Source organism: Patescibacteria group bacterium (assembly GCA_016784145.1).
Classification (GTDB): Bacteria; Patescibacteriota; Patescibacteriia; order UBA2591; family UBA6264; genus BS150m-G65.
This window is the reverse complement of the sequence record JADHVF010000001.1, coordinates 1-18,059: the sequence shown is the minus strand read 5'-3', so window position 1 is coordinate 18,059 and position 18,059 is coordinate 1. Positions and strand designations below refer to the sequence as shown.

Below are 18,059 nucleotides of genomic sequence, written 5' to 3'. Positions count from 1 at the left end.
TATTATTTGCCTTCCTCTAATTCGTCTGTTAGTTGTTTGAATTGATTTTCAGCTGTTTTAAGTTTAGCTTTACAAAATTTAATTAATTCAACTCCCTGCTTGAACTTTGTCAGGCCAACATCAATATCAATATCATTTTTGCTTAGGTCATCAACAATTTGATTGAGTTTTTTTAATGATTCTTTTAAGTTTTGTTTTTCTTTTGCCATAATATTATTTTTTTATTTTTTTTATCTTAGATATAATTTCTCCTTTATATAATTTAGTAAAAATAGCTTGATTTAATTTTACCTTGGCACTATCTTTAATTACTTTGTTATTCTCGTCATAAACAATACTATAACCTCTTTTAAGGACTGATTTAGGATCTAATGAAGCTAGAGCTGTCTTGTTTATGGCTATCTGTCTGTTTATTTTATTATATTTATCTTTTAATATATTTAAGGACTTTTGTTCTAAAACATTCAAGACATGAAGTTGTTGCTGTGTATATGATTGATATTTATAAAACAACCTGGCCAATTTTTGTTCTAATGCTTTAAATCCAAAAAATACTTTATTAAGCCCGCTCAACATTTTTTCAAAAATATTAGTTAAAGTAAATTTATATTTAGCTATTTTTTCAGAGAATAAAGCAATTAACTGTCTTGCCATCTGAGAAATATTATGTCTTTCTTTTTCAAAAATCTTAGCAATATTAAATTTCAAATCCCTTAACAATAAATCTGTTTGTTCTAATAATTCTTCGTGCTTGTTTTTAATAAAAACAGCTGTTTTGGTTGGAGTAGAAAATGCCTTGTCAGCAGTAAAATCAGCAATACTAACATCTTGCTCGTGCCCAATGCCAGTAATAATAGGTATTCTTGATAATACAATTGCGTCAGCTATTTTTTCAGAATTAAATGCTTTTAGGTTTTCAATACCGCCTCCTCCGCGAATTAAAACCAAAACATCAATATCTAAGCAATGCTTATTAAACCATTGAATTGTCTGAACAATTGATTCTTCTGCTTTATCCCCTTCAACAAAAACATCTTTTAAATAAATTTCAAAACCATAATCACCCAAGTTCTTTCGAAAATCATGGATGGCTTGACCAGTTTGAGATGTAATTAGTCCTATTTTTCTAATAAAATCAGGCAAAGGCCGTTTCTTCTCAGGATCAAAATAACCCTTGGCTTGTAATTTTTTCTTTAAAGCCTCAAAAGCTTTTTTTAAAGCCCCCGCTCCAACTGGCTCAATATTAGTAACAGTCAAATTAAATTGGCCTTTTTTATAAACATTGGGGCGACCATAAATTATTACTTCTCCTCCTAATTCTAATAAATGATTTAATTGCTCGTAATTATTCCACCCCAAAAAACAATTAACAACATAACCTTCTTTTGAGTCAGAATCTTTGATTTGAAAATAAGCACTACCATTTCTAACACTTAAATCATTGATCTCTCCCAAAACCTTAACAAAGCCAACTTGATAAATTGTCTTGTTTATTAACTCTATAAATTCCTTAACAGACATGGCCGTTGGCTTGGTAATAGAATTAGCTGGTTTTACTTGTTTAGAGTTTTTTAACAATTCTAATATCTTGTTACCATACTTGTTTATTTTTTTTGGCCCCCACCCTTTAATATCTTTTAACTCTTGTTTTGTCTTTGGCAATGTCGTAGCAGTCAACATCAAGGTTTCATTTCTAAAAATCATAAAAGGTTCAACCCCTTTTGCCTGGGCTTCTTCATTTCTCCATGACCTTAATCTTTCAAAAATTTCTAATATATTTTTATTAACACTCATATTTTTTTTATTTTCACTTACTATGTAGGTTTTTTATTTTTTCGCCCACAAAGATATCTCATCTACTTAGGGGCACTCTACTTAGGGGCAAGGCCCCTAAGTGATTATTGATTTGTGTTCTACTTAGGGGCAAGGCCCCTAAGTGAGATTATTGATTTGTGTTCTACTTAGGGGCAAGGCCCCTAAGTGATTATTGATTACTGATTACTGATTATATATTTTTTAGGACTATTAAGTTTTGGAAATATGGTTAGCAATTATCATTAATAATATTGTAGTAAAGAATATTACTGGCATAAAAGGATATGCTCTAGCCCTACCAAACCTCATCCATATTTTTTTAGTTAAATAATCAATAATACCAATCAAGGCTATAAAAACAATAATAAAAAATGGGGGCAATAAAGAACAAGCAGACATTTTCGCCCAAACATCTCCTCGGGCTACTTTTTGGATATAATGAAAATAGATTGGCAAAAATATCAAAATAATCCCCCACTTTATTCCCAAATAAACTAAATTAGCACTCAAATAATAGTGATAATAAATGTCTGTTCCTAGCATGGCTATTGTAAAAATAATCCATATTTCTATAAACTCTCTTTGGGCAGACAAATACTTTAAATCAGATAAAGTGGCAACCGTAAAAGAACCAAGCAAAAACCAAAGCAAGTAAACCTGAATAGCACTTATTTTTATTATTAAAAGTTGATCAATTAATTGAGAAAATATACTTGACATTTTTAAAAAAATTAGATATTATTAAATTATATTTTTACAATCAAAACACTCAGGAGGCATTATCATGAGAAATCACAGAGATAATGGCGCTACAAAATACGCTTTCTTAACATTAGCAATTATTGTCCTGGCTGTCTGGCTTATGGTCAAATATGGCGTCATTTAAACTGAAATAAAGGCCCTGTCTTAAAAAGATGGGGCTTATTATTTTAAGTACTTTCTTGATTTTAATTGTTTAGGTAAATATTCTTGCTCTTCTTTATAATCATAATCAGGACTATATTTATACCCCTGACCATAACCATGTTTTTTCATCAATTTTGTAGGGGCATTGCGAATATGTAAAGGAACTGGCAAACTGCCATATTTTTGAACATCTTCAACCGCTTGCCTATATGCCATATATAAGTCATTTGATTTGCTACATTTTGACATATAAACAACTGCTTGGGCTAAAATAACATTACATTCTGGCAGACCAATAAAATGACAAGCATTATAAGCAGCCACGGCTTGTTCTAGGGCTCTTGAATTTCTCAAACCAATATCTTCTGAAGCAAATCTAACGATTCTCCTAGCAATATACAAAGGATTCTCCCCCGCTTCAAGCATTCTAGCCAACCAATATAATGAAGCATTAGCATCTCCTCCTCTCATTGATTTGTGTAGAGCAGAAATTATATTATAATGTTCTTCGCCATCCTTATCATAAAACAAATGTGTTTTTTGAAAGGCCTGTTTTATTAAATCCAAAGTAATTTCTATCAACCGACTACTTTTAGAGGACTTAAAAGAAAAAATCGCATACTCCAGGACATTAAGAGATGTTCTGGCATCTCCGTTACTCATATCTGCTAAAATTTTTATGGTCTTTAAGGCTATTTTTATTTTTAATTTACCAAAACCTGTCTGCTTGTTTTTAATGGCATTTTTTATAATTTTAACAATATGTTCCTGTTTTAATCGTTCAAAAACAAAAACACGACAACGAGACAACAAAGGGCTACAAACCTCGAAGCTTGGATTTTCAGTTGTTGCTCCTATTAAAATAATTATTCCCCTTTCAACTTCTGGCAAAAGAGAATCTTGTTGCTTCTTGTTCCAACGATGTATTTCATCAATAAAAAGGATAGTTGATTTAGCTACTTGCTTGTTTTCATTGGCCTGTTTTATAATTTCTCTCAAATCTTTTAACCCGCTATTAACTGCGCTTATCTCTATAAACTCTGACTTTGTTTGTTGGGCAATAATATAAGCCAAAGTTGTTTTGCCTGAACCAGGTGGCCCCCAAAAAATCATTGATGGCAATTTATCAGATTCAATTGCTCTTCTTAGTAAAGAATTTTTGCCAATAATTTTATCTTGCCCAAAAAAACCAGTAAATGATTTTGGTCTTATTCTGTCAGCTAATGGTGTTTTCTCATGTAAATCACTCATATTATTAAATTATGCATTAAATAAAAAATGACAAATATCTCCATCCTTCATTATATACTCCTTGCCCTCCGTCTTTAAAAGCCCTTTTTCTCTAGCATCTTGTTCTCCTTCACACTTAAGAAAATCTTGCCAACCAATTACCTCCACTCTAATAAACCCCTTTTCAAAGTCACCATGAATAACACCAGCTGCTTGGGGAGCCTTGGTGCCATTTTTAATTGTCCAAGCCCTGCATTCTTTTGGTCCGGCTGTTAAAAAAGTTATTAATCCTAATAATTTATAACTAACTTTTATTAATTTATCTAATCCTGTCTGCTTAATGCCTGCTTCTGCTAAATACTCTTTTATTTCATTGTTAGATAATTCTGATAAATCTGATTCCAGTTTAGCACAAATATTTATTGATTTATCTGTTTCTGGCACAAGACCAATTTCTTTTTCATCAATATTATTTACATATAAAAGTGGTTTGATTGTAAATAAATTAAACCCTTTGATTATTTTTTTCTCATCATCTGTAAAATCCAATAAACGAGCTGGCTTGGCATCTGACAAGCTTGCTTGTAATTTTTCTAAAATTTCAATCGTTTGGAAAGTAACCTTGTCTTTGATTGACTTAATTTGTGTTTTTAATTTATCTAACCTTTTTTCAACTGTTTCCAAGTCAGCTAGAGCAAATTCTGTATCAATTGTTTCTTTGTCGCTTTCCGGTTGAATCTTTCCCGCTACATGAGCAATATTTTTGTCCTCAAAATGACGCACTACTTCAATAATGGCATCTACTTCACGAATATGCGATAAAAATTTATTACCAAGCCCTTCTCCCTTGCTAGCTCCCTTAACAATTCCAGCAATATCAACAAATTCTATAATAGTTGGTAATACTTTGGTTGGTTTATATATGGTTGCTAACCTATCTAAACGCTCGTCTGGCACTTCCACAATTCCAATATTTGGATCAATAGTACAAAATGGATAATTTTCAATTCCAACCTTTTTTTTAGTTAAAGCATGGAATAAAGTTGATTTACCAACATTTGGCAAGCCAACAATTCCTATTTTAAGTGACATATATTCTATTATAACTACTGCTCCAACTTTTTACAATACCTCCTTACTTAGGGGGTCAACCCCCAAGTACTATATTTTAAATAAATATCTAACTAAAAACAAAAAACCCGAGAAAAATCTCGAGTTTTATTTTTTTATATAATTTGAGACAACTGCCATTTCTTATAAGCAATATAACACTCTTGACACCTTACTCCACTAGGCAAGTAATAATGCGCCATCACTCTTACTTCTCCATCATCATTAATATGCTTTAATGTTTTAGAGCATTCGCAACAAGTCAATGGCTCTTCTTTTATTGCTTGAGAAATTTTATTTGAATTAGGGTTGTCTGCTTTCTGAGTATTCATTAATAGTCCCTCCTTTTTTGTATTTTAAGTTTAATTTTATTATTACAAAAAACTACTCTCTTGTCAACCTGTCTCTTAGTTAACTTCTATTCCCCATAATCCATGAACATTGCAATAAGCCGTTATATTAACAATTTTTTTAATATTACAAAAATTCATCTCTGGATTATCTCCTGGCTTAAAAAACTTTTTCACTCTCTTGTTATCAATTGTGGTAACTTGAATCCACTCAATGTAATGACTCTCTTCCATGGGATGTTCTATCTCTCCTACTTTTATAATTGTGCCATTATTTCCAGAGCAAGCATTGCTGACAGATTCTTCAACAACAGGCAAATGCTTCTCTTGTCCTTGATCTTCTGTTTGCTTGTTTTCTAATTTCATTGGCTGGTCACAACAGACCAATTCTCCTGCTCCAGTATGTAGAATATCTACAATATTACCACAAACTTCGCATTTATATATTTGATTTTGTTTTGTCATAATAATTTAATTAATAAACAAATTAATAATCTTCTGATTTTATTTGATAATATGCTTGCGGATGATCACAGGATGGGCATTCTGCAGGAGCTTCTGGCCCTACATGAATATAGCCACATTCACGACAAACCCAAACTACTTCTTCTTTTTTCTTAAAAACGGTTTCATTCTCTACTTGGGCTAATAATTTTTTATACCTTTCTTCGTGATGCTCCTCTGCCTTAGAAATTGCCCTTAATCTGTTAGCAATTTTAGTTAAGTTTTCTTCATCTGCAATTTCAGCAAATTTTGGATACATTTCTGTGTTTTCATAATGCTCACCAGCAATAGCTGCTTTAAGATTTTCAGCAGTTGTATCATAAACTGTTGGGGCCGATGCTTCAACTTCTATTGTTGAAAAATCTTTATCCCTAGCTACTTGTTTTAATTCCTGGATATGTTCAAATAATCTTTTAGCATGCACTTTTTCTTGCTCGGCTGTTTCCATAAAAATGCCTGCAATTTGCTCGAATCCTTCCTGTTTAGCAATCTTAGCATAAAAAGTATAACGATTTCTTGCTTGCGATTCACCAATAAAGGCTTTGGTTAAGTTTTTAATTGTTTTTTCCATATATTTTTTTTTATTGCTTAATTTCACCACCACCCAAACAAACATTTGCTTTGTAAAAAACAGCAAACTGTCCTAAAGTAATAGCTTTTTGCGACTTAATAAAGTTTAACTTAATTTTATTTTTTGTCAAAGGAGTTAAATAAGCTAGGGATGGAATATGTTGTGATCGAATTTTTACTTGAACCTTAATACTTGCCTCAAGAGATTCTCCTGAAATAAAATGAACTGGTGATAAAATAGCTTGCTTACTATATAGATCTTTCTCCTGCTTGCTTACTATTAAAACATTCTCTTTATTATTCTTCTTAACAACAAAATACGGCCCGCCTGACAAATTAATCCCTTTTCTTTGCCCAATAGTATAAAAATGAAGACCATTGTGTTCTCCTAAAAGATTCCCTTTAGTGTCCTTGATCTGTCCTGATTTAATGCCTAATTCTTTTTTCAAGAAAAAAACCATTGACTTGCCTGCCACAAAACAAAAATCCTGACTCTGTTTTTGTTTTATAAAAAAATCAAACCCATGTTTGATGGCTAATTTAAAAACCTGTTGCTTAGTATATTTACCCAACGGAAATTTAATATATTTTAACCATTTTTGAGGCAACCAAGACAATGAATATGTTTGGTCTTTTTTATTGTCCTTTGCTTTTAATAATTCATGTTTACCTGTTTTCTTATTGACTTTACTTTGAGCAAAATGACCAGTAGCAACATATTTAATATTATGTTTCTTCGCATATTTAAATAATTGCTTAAATTTCAAAGACGGATTACACCTTATGCATGGATTGGGCGTCCTATTATTCTTTAATTCTTTTACAAAATATTCAATCACCTGTTTTTTAAAATCTGCTGACACATCTAAAACATGATAAGGCACTTTTAATTTTTTGCAAATATTAGTGGCAGTGGCAAATGATTCTTTACTACAACAAACATTTTCTCTCAAACAATTGGCTTTGTCTGGCCAGATAGCATATTTTAATGAGACTCCAATTGGGTCCCAGCCCTGTTCTTTAAGTAAAATCAAGGCAATTGAAGAATCAACTCCCCCTGACATGCCTACCACGATTTTCTCATTTTTGTTAATCATGTTTAATCTTATTTTCTAATCTCTTATTTTCTTTTTGTTTACATTTAAATAGTTTACAATGTTTGTTTTTACTAAAAACAAATATATATAAAATTTCAAGAATTGCCAATGTGTTTAATAAAAGAATGGCGATAAACCAAGACTTTTGTCTTAATTTGACTGCCTTCCATAGAGCAATCCCCTTCCATGGCAATGTCCATCCAATGATTAATAATAATATTAATTGATTTTCAAAAATTTCTAGTTCCATGATTTTAAATTATATTATTTATTAAGGATATTAGAGCCAGCTAACCAGCCAGTGCTCCAACAAATCTGTAGATTATAACCACCAGTTGGTCCATCTAAATCTAAAATCTCTCCTGCTAAATAAAGATTTTTTATTATTTTTGATTGCATTGTTTTAGGGTCAATCTCTTTTAAAGAAACTCCGCCTGAAGTAATGATTGCCTTGTCAAAGCCAGTCAAACATTCAACGCTTAATTCAAAACTTTTAAATAAATGTACTAATTTTTTTCTCTCTTCTTTTGTAATAAAACTAACTTTTTTATTAGGACTTATCTTTGACAACTTTATTATAAGTGGTATTAGTTTTTTGGGGGCTAAATTATTAAGACAATTTTTAAATATTTTTTTATTAAATTTTTTAAAATCATTTTGAATACGTTTATCTAAATCATTAAAAGTTAACCCTGGCTTATAATCTATTTTTAATTTAACTTCTTTTTTAGTCAAGGCCTTGCCTATGTTTTTGCTCATATCTAATATTATGGGACCACTCACTCCTTTGGCAGTAAATAATGCTTCTCCAAAACGTGAATCTATCTTTTTATTATTTTGATACACACTAATATCTACATTTTTAAGACTTAATCCTTCTAATTCTTTAATAAAGCCCTCTTTAATTATCAATGGACTAAGAGCTGGCTTAGTCTCTACAATAAAATGTCCCATTTTAATCAACCACTCATAACCATCTCCAGTTGAACCAGTGCTTGGATACGTTTTTCCTCCAGTAGCGATAATATACTTAGTTGCTCGCAATTCTAACTGATTATTTAATATTATTTTATCTATTAAGTTATTTTTTAATATAATCGATTTTATTACAACATTTGTTTTTATGGTCACCTGGCCTTGTTTTAGATAATCCTCCAATACTTTTAAAACATCAGATGACAAATCACTCTCTGGAAACACTCTCTCCCCCCTAGTTACTTTTATCTTTAACTTTCTTTCCTCAAAAAACTTAACAATATCTTTGTCATTAAATTCATTAAAACCAGTCAGTAAAAATTTTCCATTGCTACCAAACTTATCTGTTAAATTTTTTAGATTAAGTCCAGTATTAGTAATATTACATCTCCCCTTGCCAGTGATAAGTAATTTCCTAGCTATTTTGCTATTTTTTTCTAAAAGCAAAACATTAGCCCCTGTTTCACTTGCTCTACCAGCAGCCATAATTCCGGCTGGTCCTCCTCCAATTACTATTAAATCATATATCATACCAATACAGTATCTCATTTTTTACCCTAAAAGTCAAAACTAGAGATATGAAAATCACTAGTTTTTCTTTGCATATAACTTAATAATTTTACTCAATCACTTAGAGTTACTTAGAGGCCTTGCCCCTAAGTAGAGTTACTTAGAGGCCTTGCCCCTAAGTAGATAATCAACAACCTCACTTAGAGGCCTTGCCCCTAAGTAGATATTGCGCACGAAAATCAAATGAGTATATTTATATCCCAGACCTAAAAGAAAAGGTTTTTGACACCTTTATTCAAATACTCTATATTTTCATCTTAAATATAGGGTTTTTATTTTAGATTTAAGTAATTGCTTCCTAAAACTTTATTATTATTATCTATAATATAAATTATTGAATGTTTTTGAAAACAACTATCAGGAATTTTAAAAGAAAAATTAACTTGATCAAATATGGTTGTAAAACATAATTTTGGCACTTCATTTTTTTCGCTTTCCTCATTATAAACTGATAATTTATTGCCAATAAAATCTTTTTTACCAAATATAGTAATTAAATTATTCTCTTCAACGTTTAAATCTAATTTCTGGTTCCTCAAGTCATTGTAGTGTTTATGAAATGAATTTTGAAAAGCATTAACCCAAAAATCAGCATTTGAAATAATAATACTTTCATCATTTTTAAAAAACCCATTATAAGTCCAATTATTAGTGCCAGATAAAGTAACCTTTTTATCAACAATTAAGGTATGTTGATGAATATATGGGTTAAAATAATCTTTATTTGTTTTTATTTGATTATTTAAATCTAATGTTCTGTAAAGATCACTTACAATCTCTATGTTCTTTTTAGTTTTTTTATCAGACCAGTTAACTAACCTATCTAGCATGGAATTATTAGACCAAATATAATAATCATCAGTAATAATTTTAACCTTTACTCCTTGTTTAGCTTTTTTTAAAATAGCGATAGCAACATCTTCATCTGTAAATCTCCATATTATAATATCAATACTTTTATCAGCTGATTCAATTAATTCAATTAACCGTTGCTTAAGGGAGTTTTTTCTAAAACCAGGGGAAAACCAAACCTCTACCCAACCATTATTATAGAAAATCTTGCTATTAAAGGGCTTATACTCGTTGATTCTAATTTTTTTATATCCTCTTAAACCTTCTGATAAAAGATTATATTCTTCTTTGAAAGCTTGAATAATTGCTTGGTTTTTAGTTTCTAAAACAAAGCTAGGATCATATTTTTCCTGAAGGCCAGTATAATTAAAAGAACCAAACAATAATTTTTCTTGATTTGTATCTTTATCAAAAATAGTAAATTTATTATGCATATAATCACCAGTTTTATTTAAAGGGTCACCCAAATAATTTATATTTAATCCAGATATATCTTTAAAAACTCGTTCATGTTTTTCTTTGCTACTTTTATCTAAAATAAGATTAATATCAAGGCCTTTTTTTCCAGCCATATTAAGAAAATCTACTATTATTCTATTATTAATAGAATAAATAGACATATCAATGCTTGAATCTGAATTATCTATACTTCTTGTTATAAGATCGCTTAATTTAGAAGTATGCATAGAATCATTAAAAAAAACTTCGCCTTGAAAATCCTTATTTTTAACAATTTCTTTTTTAGGTAAATAAAACTTACTTTTAGAGACTTTAAATAAATTTAAATCAGTTTTAAAAGAAAAATAAACTAACACTCCCCCAATTAATAAAATTAAAGAGAGTATTATATAAAACTTACTTTTATGCTTTTTAATCTCCCAAATTATATTTTTTATCATAAGTTATATTTTTTTGATTTTTTGTAGACAAAACTATAACAATAGTTTGTTTTAACTCTTTGTCCAAGATAGAAAGCATTTTTTTAATTCTTTCAGAATCTAAATCAATATATGCATTATCAATAACCAGGATTGAAGGTGGGTCTAATAAAACATGAGCCATTTGAATTAAAGCTTTATCTATAAATGAAAATTTTCTTTTATCAATTTTCTCAGCAATAAATCTATTATATTTAGTAATGAAATCTAAAACAGAATATTTTGACAATGTATTAAAAATTTTTTCAAGATTTTTATTAGAAACAGAAGAAAAACTTTTACCTAATAAAACATTTACTATAGTCTCGTCAGTTTGAAAGTCTGGATGAATAATATAAGTATTAAGCTTATAAAATTTTTGCCATTCTCTATATAAAAGATATTTCCCATTTAACCGTAAAGTCCAGGGGCGAGAAACGGTAGCCGGAGCATTGCCTGAAAATATAATACCTAAACTAGTTTTACCACCTGCTTCTTTACCGCAAATTAAAACTCTTTGGCCTTTTTTAAATTTAAATTCTAAATCTTTGACATATTCACCATCCTCACCTAATTTAAATTTTTGACTTTTAAATTTAATGCTTTTTAAATTTAAAGATTTTTTAGGTTGATTTAAAATAGCATTTTTGTTAGGGATACAAAGAGCTGCTCCTAGTTTTAAGGGAAAACTAAATAAACCAATTCTTAAACTTAAATAAAATAATCTAATAATTAAGCTTACAAATATAGCATACACTAAATACTGAAACGAATTTTCTAATTTTAAAAATGGCTGGTAAATCTCAACTAAATAAATTAAAGCCCCTGCTAAAATGACTAAACTAAATATAATCTTGTTACCATAATTTAATAATAATTCTCTTCTAATTCTAAAATAAGTATCAATATTAACTAAATCATTTAAATGATCCATTGACTCTTTTTCTTGACGATTTAATTTAGTTAATGAAAACTCCCCTAAAGTATTACCTATAAAAACTAATATTTTAGAATAAAGAGTTTGATCCTGGCTAACATAATATTTAGCAACAATATAACCCATAAAACTAACCAGTAGTGTAACAGGTAAACTAATCAAAACAACAATAAGTAAAGTAGAATTAATAAAAAAACTTCCTATTAATAAACTAAAAGCTAAAAACAACCAATGTATTATGGAAAATAAAGAATTAGAAATCCCCATTTGCAAAAGAGCAAAATGATAAGAAATTTTGGCAATTATTTTACTTTGATCTCTAGTTTTTACAGCAAAAAGATTTTTATCTAAATACAAGGCAAACCATTTATAACGTAAATAATTTAAAAATTTCACTATAAAGGTCTTTTCATACTTAATACTAAAAAAAGATATAATTAAATAAACTATTAAAAAAACAACAAGCCCTAATAAAACATAAAACAATCTATTAATTTCTAATAAGAATGAATACCTTTTAACATAAAAACTTGCAAAAAAAGGGATAAAAACTTGCAAAAAAGTAGCTGTAGCAGATAAGACAATTATCCAAATACAAAGCTTTTTATTTTTTTTACAAAAATATTTAATATGCTTTATCTGGGACTTTTCTAACTTTAAGGGTTTAGTTCTCTGTTTAATTAAACTTCTCTTTTGATAAAGATATTTCTGTAATACTTTTTTTTCCATGATGAAAATCTAAAAAATATTTATAAAGTGAAGGGATTTCAATGCCTGACAAAAGTTTTTTAGTTAAATACTGATTACGATGAGAATAACGTTTAAAAAAATATTTTGTTAAAATTCTAAAAAACTTTTCTGACATTTTTTTTATTTGATTTTTGTTATTAACATATTTATAAGCAGAAACAATTTCAACAAATTGGTTGTGAATACACTTATCATCATTATATATGATTTTTTTTAATGTATAAATCTTTTTTTTATCTGACATATCATAATACCTTAGCTTTTTTTTTAAAAAAGAAAAAGCTTTTTTTACAGATGCCTGATTAATACTAATCTTTCTATTTTCAAATTCATATCCTAAAAAACTAAATTTCTTATTACTTTTTATTAAATTAGTTTTTGATTGACTAATATGAAGACCTAAATTATCTATTGTTTTTAAAATATAATTCTTCATTATTTTAACTTTTTTTAAATTTCTATCAAATATAATAAAATCATCCCCTACTCTTCTATAAAGTTCTACTTTTTTACCAACATATTCATCCATTTTGTTGAGATAAATATTCGCAAAAAAAGTAATAACTGGAACGCCTTGAATTACTCCTTTGTCCCAGTAATTAAGTTTCCCATTAGAAATAATAGGATTTTTAATAAATAATTTTAGAAGTTTTATAATTTTTTCATTTAAACCAGCTGTTTTAATCTTTTTAATTAAAATATCATGTTCTATAGATTCAGTATAATCAGATATGTCAGAACAAAATAGAAAATCTTCACCAAAATATTTTTTATATCTTTTACAAACACTTTTAGCAGCATATCCACTTGGATGAGAGGATCGATAAGAAAATAAAAAAGGATTATATAATTTTTCAAAAAAAGGCTCTAATATCCTATAAATAGCTTGAGCCTTTATCCTATCTTTAATAGTATAAACAAAAATTTTTCTTTCTCCTCCTCTTTTTTTGGGAATAATAAACTCAAGAGCTGGGAGTAATGGCTTTAGATCAATCAATTCCTGCTTAATTTCTTTTAAAGCCCGAGATGAATCAACGTCAAAATCATCCAAACAAAGACCATCAATACCTAAATACTTTTCTGATTTACTATATTCGTCAAACTGTTTTGCTAAATCAAAATATGCTCTTTGTATATTTTTAACACTAATTATTTGATTATACATGTTTAAATAAATAATACCCCCTTTAAGCAACACAGCTTTCCAAGCGGATCACTGTAAATCAAATGAAAGTTTACATTTCAACTTTCTCCTTCGGGAGAATACCGAAATGTTTACTTTTTTTTATTAAATCTATTATCAGTGTTATCAGACACTTACAAACAATAACAGACCAAATAAATATTGATAACTTTTAAAGGTTTAGTTGCTAAAAGAGGGTATTAATAATTATAATACAATTTAAATATAAACACAAATTAAAAAAAACATAAAGAGCGGAATCCTTAGGTTTTTTTATGCCCAAACCTAAAAAATCTCAACAACAACTGGTTATTTATCAAGGAAAAAGCGGAGCTATCGAGTTTCGTGGTGATTTTGATAAGGAGGAAAATGTCATTTGGGCAAACCTGAATCAGATTGCTGAATTGTTTGGTCGTGATAAGTCCGTTATTTCCCGTCATTTGAAAAATATATTTTCTAGCGGTGAATTAAAAAGAGACATGGTTGTTGCAAAAATTGCAACAACCACTAAACACGGTGCAATTAAAGGAAAAACACAGACAAAATCGGTTGATTATTATAATTTGGATGTAATTTTGTCAGTGGGATATCGAGTTGACTCAAAAGTAGCCACCGAATTCAGAAAATGGGCAACAAAAACATTAAAACAGCACCTGCTTGAAGGATATACCGTCAACAAAAAACGAATCGGGCAAAATTATGAAAAGTTTATGCAGGCAGTAGCCGATGTTAAAGCCCTGCTCCCTTCTGGCAGCAAAGTGACAACCGAGGATGTTTTAGAGCTAATCAACGCTTTTGCTGGCACGTGGTTTTCTTTGGACGCTTATGACACAGATACTTTCCCCAAAACAGGCTCAATAAAAAAGAAAGTTGTTTTTACCGCCAGTGAATTATCTGAGGCATTATTGGAATTAAAACAGAATTTGATAAATAAAAAGCAAGCGACCGACCTTTTTGGTCAAGAACGAAACAAGGACACGGTTGAAGGAATTATTGGTAATGTCTTGCAAACTGCATCTGGAAAAGATGTGTACCCCAGCGCTGAAAAAAAGAGTGCTCATTTACTGTATTTTATGATCAAAAACCACCCGTTTACGGATGGAAATAAACGTAGCGGTGCTTTTTCTTTTGTCTAGTTTTTACGAAAGGCAGGATTGCTTCGTGCCAGCTTAACGCCCGAGGCTTTAACCGCCTTAACTCTGCTGATTGCAGAAAGTAACCCGAAAGATAAAGAAAAAATGGTTGGGCTGGTTTTATTATTACTAAAAAAATAATTTTACTTAATTACTTAGAGGCCTTGCCCCTAAGTAGATAATTCAGCACGAAAATCAAATAAGTATATTTATATACCTAATCTAAAAGAAAAGGTTCCTAACACCTTTTTTTTCTTCCTATATTTAATCCACTATCTATTTTCCCAAACCTCTTCCCATGTTAAATTATTGGATTTATCCTCTGAATCATAAAATATTTCTTCTGCTGATTCATATTCATTTCCATTCCATATCCATTCCGTAATATATCTTCCAGCCCATGACATATGCATACCTGTAATTAGGTTGGCATAGCCCTCTGTGCTATCAATTTTAGTCTTTTTTATATCATTTCCAATTAAAGATCCGATTAATTTCCATTCTTTATTAATAACCCCATATATTAAAATATTTCCATTTCCACTCGCACCACGCATCTCTATTATTCTCTCCCCTCCTTTATAAAATGCAGTTGGAAATGTAAGATATTCTGAAATTCCGTCTTTATTTAAATCTATCTCCTTGCCACAACAATCCCAAAGAGAATCTACCTTACATAAATTTTCTTCTTGTTCTATTCTCCCCCTCGGCAACATTATTGGATAAGATGATCGAACAGTATCTACAGAATCTTGGACAATCAAATCCTTTAATGATTGGTCTATAATTTCATTTGCAATATCACCTGTAAATTCAATTTTGGAGCATGGTATTTCTTCTACTTCTTCAAAATTTGTTAATTCTTCTAAGGTTTCTTCTTCTAAATATGACGATGATTCTTCGTCAGAAAATTGGTTATATTATTGCCTCTGATGTGCTTATTAAAAGCGATTTATATGTTTATGCGTCGCACTACACCTCATAAACGACCCTTGTTTGTGGCTTTCCGACAGAAAAACCTGCTTACGCAGGTTATTTTATTCCTCTATTTTTGTATGGCACCTCACTTTTATGTGCCTTAGCAATATAGATGTAAATAATTTTTCAAATTTTTAAAGATAATTTCTTTATTCATTAATTTTTATATTTTTCCTCTAAAAATTTTGCTTTATTTACAAAATCTATATGTTTTGGATTATTTTTATCAAAATTTTCAATCTTTATTGGTAATTTTGTTCCTATGCTTCTTGAATCTGTGGAATTTTCCACGAAAACCTTTACCTCGGGTAAATTTAGAATATATGAAATATAATATGCCTCTGATTCAGTAATAAAATCATCTTTTTTTTGATCCTCTGAAATATAAGAAACATGACCATCAAAAAGGGGTTTTTTATATTCTCCCCAATGTGTTTTAATTTTTTTAACAACACAAGCTGTCATTTTTGTATTGTCTCTAATAGCTACAAAATTATTTGCATAACAGTAATATCCAATCCTTATCAAATTATAAAATTCTTTTGAATTTTGTACTCTTTGATTAAAACTACTTTGTTTGATAATTTCACTATAATTTTTTTTGAAATATTCATGTAATTTAGGTGCTATTATTTTTAAAGATTTCTCTTCAATTGGTTGCTTCTCACCCTCAATATAAGGGAATGCGACGTAAAGATTTTTCCAATCACACTTAAAATCTTTTATGTCTGGTGATAATACCAAAGGTTTAACAAATTTTTTCTCCAATATTATTTCTTCCTCCGAAAGATTAAGGAGGCTTCCCCTTTTTTTAAAAAGACCAAATTTCGCATAATCTTTATTAATATTAGCTTTAAAATAAAGTCTAAATACCTCTCCTTTTGCTCCCACACCTTTTCTAAACTTATAATAATTTTTTCCTACAATCATTGAAATTCTATTGACCATATTTTTTTTATCTACAATTGTAAAACCGTTATTCTCTTCATTTGGAAATTGTACTAAATATGCTGATTTTATATTAAAGCTTTTTTTCATTTTATCAAAGGAAATAAATCTATTTCTCAAGCTTTCAATATCTCTTTTCTTAATATATCTTTTTAATTCAATTCCTTTAGAATAATCTTTTTTCTTATAGGAAAAAATATATATACAGAAAGGCAACCCAACATTTTCAAATGGTTTCCCTCCCTTTTCCCAATCTAATACCTTTTGTAGGTATGCTCTTTTTAATTTATCTCCAATGTAAAAATTTCTGAAACCTTCAAAGGATTTATTAAATAAAATTGATTTCGGCATTATATATGACAAAACCCCATTACTTTTCATAAAGGTTTCCAACGATTTATTTGCAATTAATGCACATATATTTAAATTATTGCCTCCAATATTTTTATCTTCTGAAAATAAACCCTCTAGCCTGCATTTACTTTTTACTTTTTCTCTATATTTCTCTGGTAACGCACTCCAACTAACCCATGGAGGATTACCAACGACTAGATCAAATTTTTCTAAAGCTCCTGTTTTTAAATAATTTGCAAACACTCTGAGCCAAATACTATTTAAATTTGTACTTTCTAAAAAAATTAACTCTTTAATAAAATTTTCTATATTTTTTATTACCTTTGGTTTTAAATCTCTTTTATTAATCTCATTAAAAATAAAATTCCGGGCTTTCTTTTCATCTTTTCTAAGTATAAAATATTCTAATTCTTCCATAATAGAAATAAATTCTTTTTTTTCTACCAAAGAATAAGGAAAAACGATCTTTAGTTCTCCTTTTGGAAGCATTGTGGAGGTCAATAAATCATAAGTCAAACATTTTACACCATCTAGAAATACGACTTGAGGTGTATAAGTAGCGTCCCCCAGATAAACAGGAATTTCAATTATTTGTTGCTTTTCAATATATGGTGAAATATTTATAAAATAATTTACCTTAGCCATTAAAACCGCTATAGGATTTAAATCTATTCCTTTTATATTATTGATAATAGAATTTATATCCCCGTTCTTCTCTATCTGTCTTTTTATAGCATTTATTAAAAAGGTACCACTTCCACATGTGGTATCTATAAGTCTAAAATTCTTCTTTTTTTGAACTTCTTTAAAGGCAGAATCTATGACAAGATCAGCCAACCAATAAGGCGTATAATATTCACCAAAAGAATGTCTTACTATT

At 29.2% G+C, this 18,059-nt stretch carries 16 protein-coding genes and 1 pseudogene; 1 reads left to right on the top strand and 16 read right to left on the bottom strand.

Going from position 1 to position 18,059, the window contains the following annotated elements; all coding sequences use genetic code 11:
* Window positions 1-2: 2 nt before the first annotated feature.
* The 14 genes from xseB to ISS06_00020 form a co-directional block, all read right to left on the bottom strand.
* Entirely contained in the window at window positions 3-209 is a 207-nt protein-coding gene (xseB, locus tag ISS06_00085; GenBank protein MBL7053590.1) for an exodeoxyribonuclease VII small subunit, read from the bottom strand.
* 4 nt (window positions 210-213) lie between these two features.
* Window positions 214-1,794, bottom strand: coding sequence for an exodeoxyribonuclease VII large subunit (gene xseA, locus ISS06_00080; protein ID MBL7053589.1), 1,581 nt, complete (start codon window positions 1,792-1,794; stop codon window positions 214-216).
* A 231-nt stretch (window positions 1,795-2,025) separates the two neighbouring features.
* Window positions 2,026-2,535: a hypothetical protein gene (locus ISS06_00075; protein MBL7053588.1), complete on the bottom strand. Its 510-nt coding sequence runs from the start codon at window positions 2,533-2,535 to the stop codon at window positions 2,026-2,028.
* Window positions 2,536-2,739: 204 nt separating this feature from the next.
* Window positions 2,740-3,972: a replication-associated recombination protein A gene (locus ISS06_00070; protein MBL7053587.1), complete on the bottom strand. Its 1,233-nt coding sequence runs from the start codon at window positions 3,970-3,972 to the stop codon at window positions 2,740-2,742.
* A 9-nt stretch (window positions 3,973-3,981) separates the two neighbouring features.
* Complete coding sequence (gene ychF / locus ISS06_00065; protein MBL7053586.1) at window positions 3,982-5,043, bottom strand: redox-regulated ATPase YchF; 1,062 nt, start codon at window positions 5,041-5,043, stop codon at window positions 3,982-3,984.
* Between the two features lie 134 nt (window positions 5,044-5,177).
* Entirely contained in the window at window positions 5,178-5,393 is a 216-nt protein-coding gene (locus ISS06_00060; GenBank protein ID MBL7053585.1) for a hypothetical protein, read from the bottom strand.
* 75 nt (window positions 5,394-5,468) lie between these two features.
* Window positions 5,469-5,876, bottom strand: coding sequence for a desulfoferrodoxin (locus ISS06_00055; protein MBL7053584.1), 408 nt, complete (start codon window positions 5,874-5,876; stop codon window positions 5,469-5,471).
* 22 nt (window positions 5,877-5,898) lie between these two features.
* Complete coding sequence (locus tag ISS06_00050) at window positions 5,899-6,486, bottom strand: rubrerythrin family protein (protein ID MBL7053583.1); 588 nt, start codon at window positions 6,484-6,486, stop codon at window positions 5,899-5,901.
* Between the two features lie 10 nt (window positions 6,487-6,496).
* A complete protein-coding gene (gene mnmA, locus ISS06_00045; protein ID MBL7053582.1) occupies window positions 6,497-7,582 on the bottom strand; it encodes a tRNA 2-thiouridine(34) synthase MnmA in 1,086 nt (361 codons plus the stop codon).
* Window positions 7,575-7,832, bottom strand: coding sequence for a hypothetical protein (locus tag ISS06_00040; GenBank protein ID MBL7053581.1), 258 nt, complete (start codon window positions 7,830-7,832; stop codon window positions 7,575-7,577). Before ISS06_00040 ends, mnmA begins: the two co-directional genes overlap by 8 nt.
* Window positions 7,833-7,846: 14 nt before the next feature.
* Window positions 7,847-9,088: an NAD(P)/FAD-dependent oxidoreductase gene (locus ISS06_00035; GenBank protein ID MBL7053580.1), complete on the bottom strand. Its 1,242-nt coding sequence runs from the start codon at window positions 9,086-9,088 to the stop codon at window positions 7,847-7,849.
* Between the two features lie 311 nt (window positions 9,089-9,399).
* On the bottom strand, window positions 9,400-10,878 hold the full coding sequence (locus tag ISS06_00030) for a DUF1669 domain-containing protein (GenBank protein ID MBL7053579.1): 1,479 nt from the start codon (window positions 10,876-10,878) through the stop codon (window positions 9,400-9,402).
* Window positions 10,850-12,562 (bottom strand): ABC transporter ATP-binding protein, encoded by a 1,713-nt coding sequence (locus ISS06_00025; protein MBL7053578.1) that lies wholly within the window; start codon window positions 12,560-12,562, stop codon window positions 10,850-10,852. Before ISS06_00025 ends, ISS06_00030 begins: the two co-directional genes overlap by 29 nt.
* A complete protein-coding gene (locus ISS06_00020) occupies window positions 12,510-13,748 on the bottom strand; it encodes a hypothetical protein (GenBank protein MBL7053577.1) in 1,239 nt (412 codons plus the stop codon). Before ISS06_00020 ends, ISS06_00025 begins: the two co-directional genes overlap by 53 nt.
* Before the next feature lie 293 nt (window positions 13,749-14,041).
* Here ISS06_00020 and ISS06_00015 point away from each other — a divergent pair.
* A pseudogene (locus ISS06_00015) lies at window positions 14,042-15,040 on the top strand (virulence protein RhuM/Fic/DOC family protein).
* 131 nt (window positions 15,041-15,171) lie between these two features.
* Here ISS06_00015 and ISS06_00010 read toward each other — a convergent pair.
* The gene (locus ISS06_00010) at window positions 15,172-15,663 is read right to left on the bottom strand and encodes a hypothetical protein (GenBank protein ID MBL7053576.1); all 492 of its coding nucleotides are present in this window, start codon (window positions 15,661-15,663) and stop codon (window positions 15,172-15,174) included.
* A 370-nt stretch (window positions 15,664-16,033) separates the two neighbouring features.
* Window positions 16,034-18,059, bottom strand: a 2,026-nt coding sequence (locus ISS06_00005) for an N-6 DNA methylase (GenBank protein MBL7053575.1), incomplete at its 5' end; no start/stop codon positions are given.

Coding starts and splice junctions, on each gene's coding strand:
- ISS06_00030 (MBL7053579.1), bottom strand. CDS start 10,878: ATGATAAAAAATATAATTTGGGAGATTAAAAAGCATAAAAGTAAGTTT.
- ISS06_00055 (MBL7053584.1), bottom strand. CDS start 5,876: ATGACAAAACAAAATCAAATATATAAATGCGAAGTTTGTGGTAATATT.
- xseB (MBL7053590.1), bottom strand. CDS start 209: ATGGCAAAAGAAAAACAAAACTTAAAAGAATCATTAAAAAAACTCAAT.
- ISS06_00075 (MBL7053588.1), bottom strand. CDS start 2,535: ATGTCAAGTATATTTTCTCAATTAATTGATCAACTTTTAATAATAAAA.
- ISS06_00040 (MBL7053581.1), bottom strand. CDS start 7,832: ATGGAACTAGAAATTTTTGAAAATCAATTAATATTATTATTAATCATT.
- ISS06_00060 (MBL7053585.1), bottom strand. CDS start 5,393: ATGAATACTCAGAAAGCAGACAACCCTAATTCAAATAAAATTTCTCAA.
- ISS06_00070 (MBL7053587.1), bottom strand. CDS start 3,972: ATGAGTGATTTACATGAGAAAACACCATTAGCTGACAGAATAAGACCA.
- ISS06_00020 (MBL7053577.1), bottom strand. CDS start 13,748: ATGTATAATCAAATAATTAGTGTTAAAAATATACAAAGAGCATATTTT.
- ychF (MBL7053586.1), bottom strand. CDS start 5,043: ATGTCACTTAAAATAGGAATTGTTGGCTTGCCAAATGTTGGTAAATCA.
- ISS06_00050 (MBL7053583.1), bottom strand. CDS start 6,486: ATGGAAAAAACAATTAAAAACTTAACCAAAGCCTTTATTGGTGAATCG.
- xseA (MBL7053589.1), bottom strand. CDS start 1,794: ATGAGTGTTAATAAAAATATATTAGAAATTTTTGAAAGATTAAGGTCA.
- mnmA (MBL7053582.1), bottom strand. CDS start 7,582: ATGATTAACAAAAATGAGAAAATCGTGGTAGGCATGTCAGGGGGAGTT.
- ISS06_00035 (MBL7053580.1), bottom strand. CDS start 9,088: ATGATATATGATTTAATAGTAATTGGAGGAGGACCAGCCGGAATTATG.
- ISS06_00025 (MBL7053578.1), bottom strand. CDS start 12,562: ATGGAAAAAAAAGTATTACAGAAATATCTTTATCAAAAGAGAAGTTTA.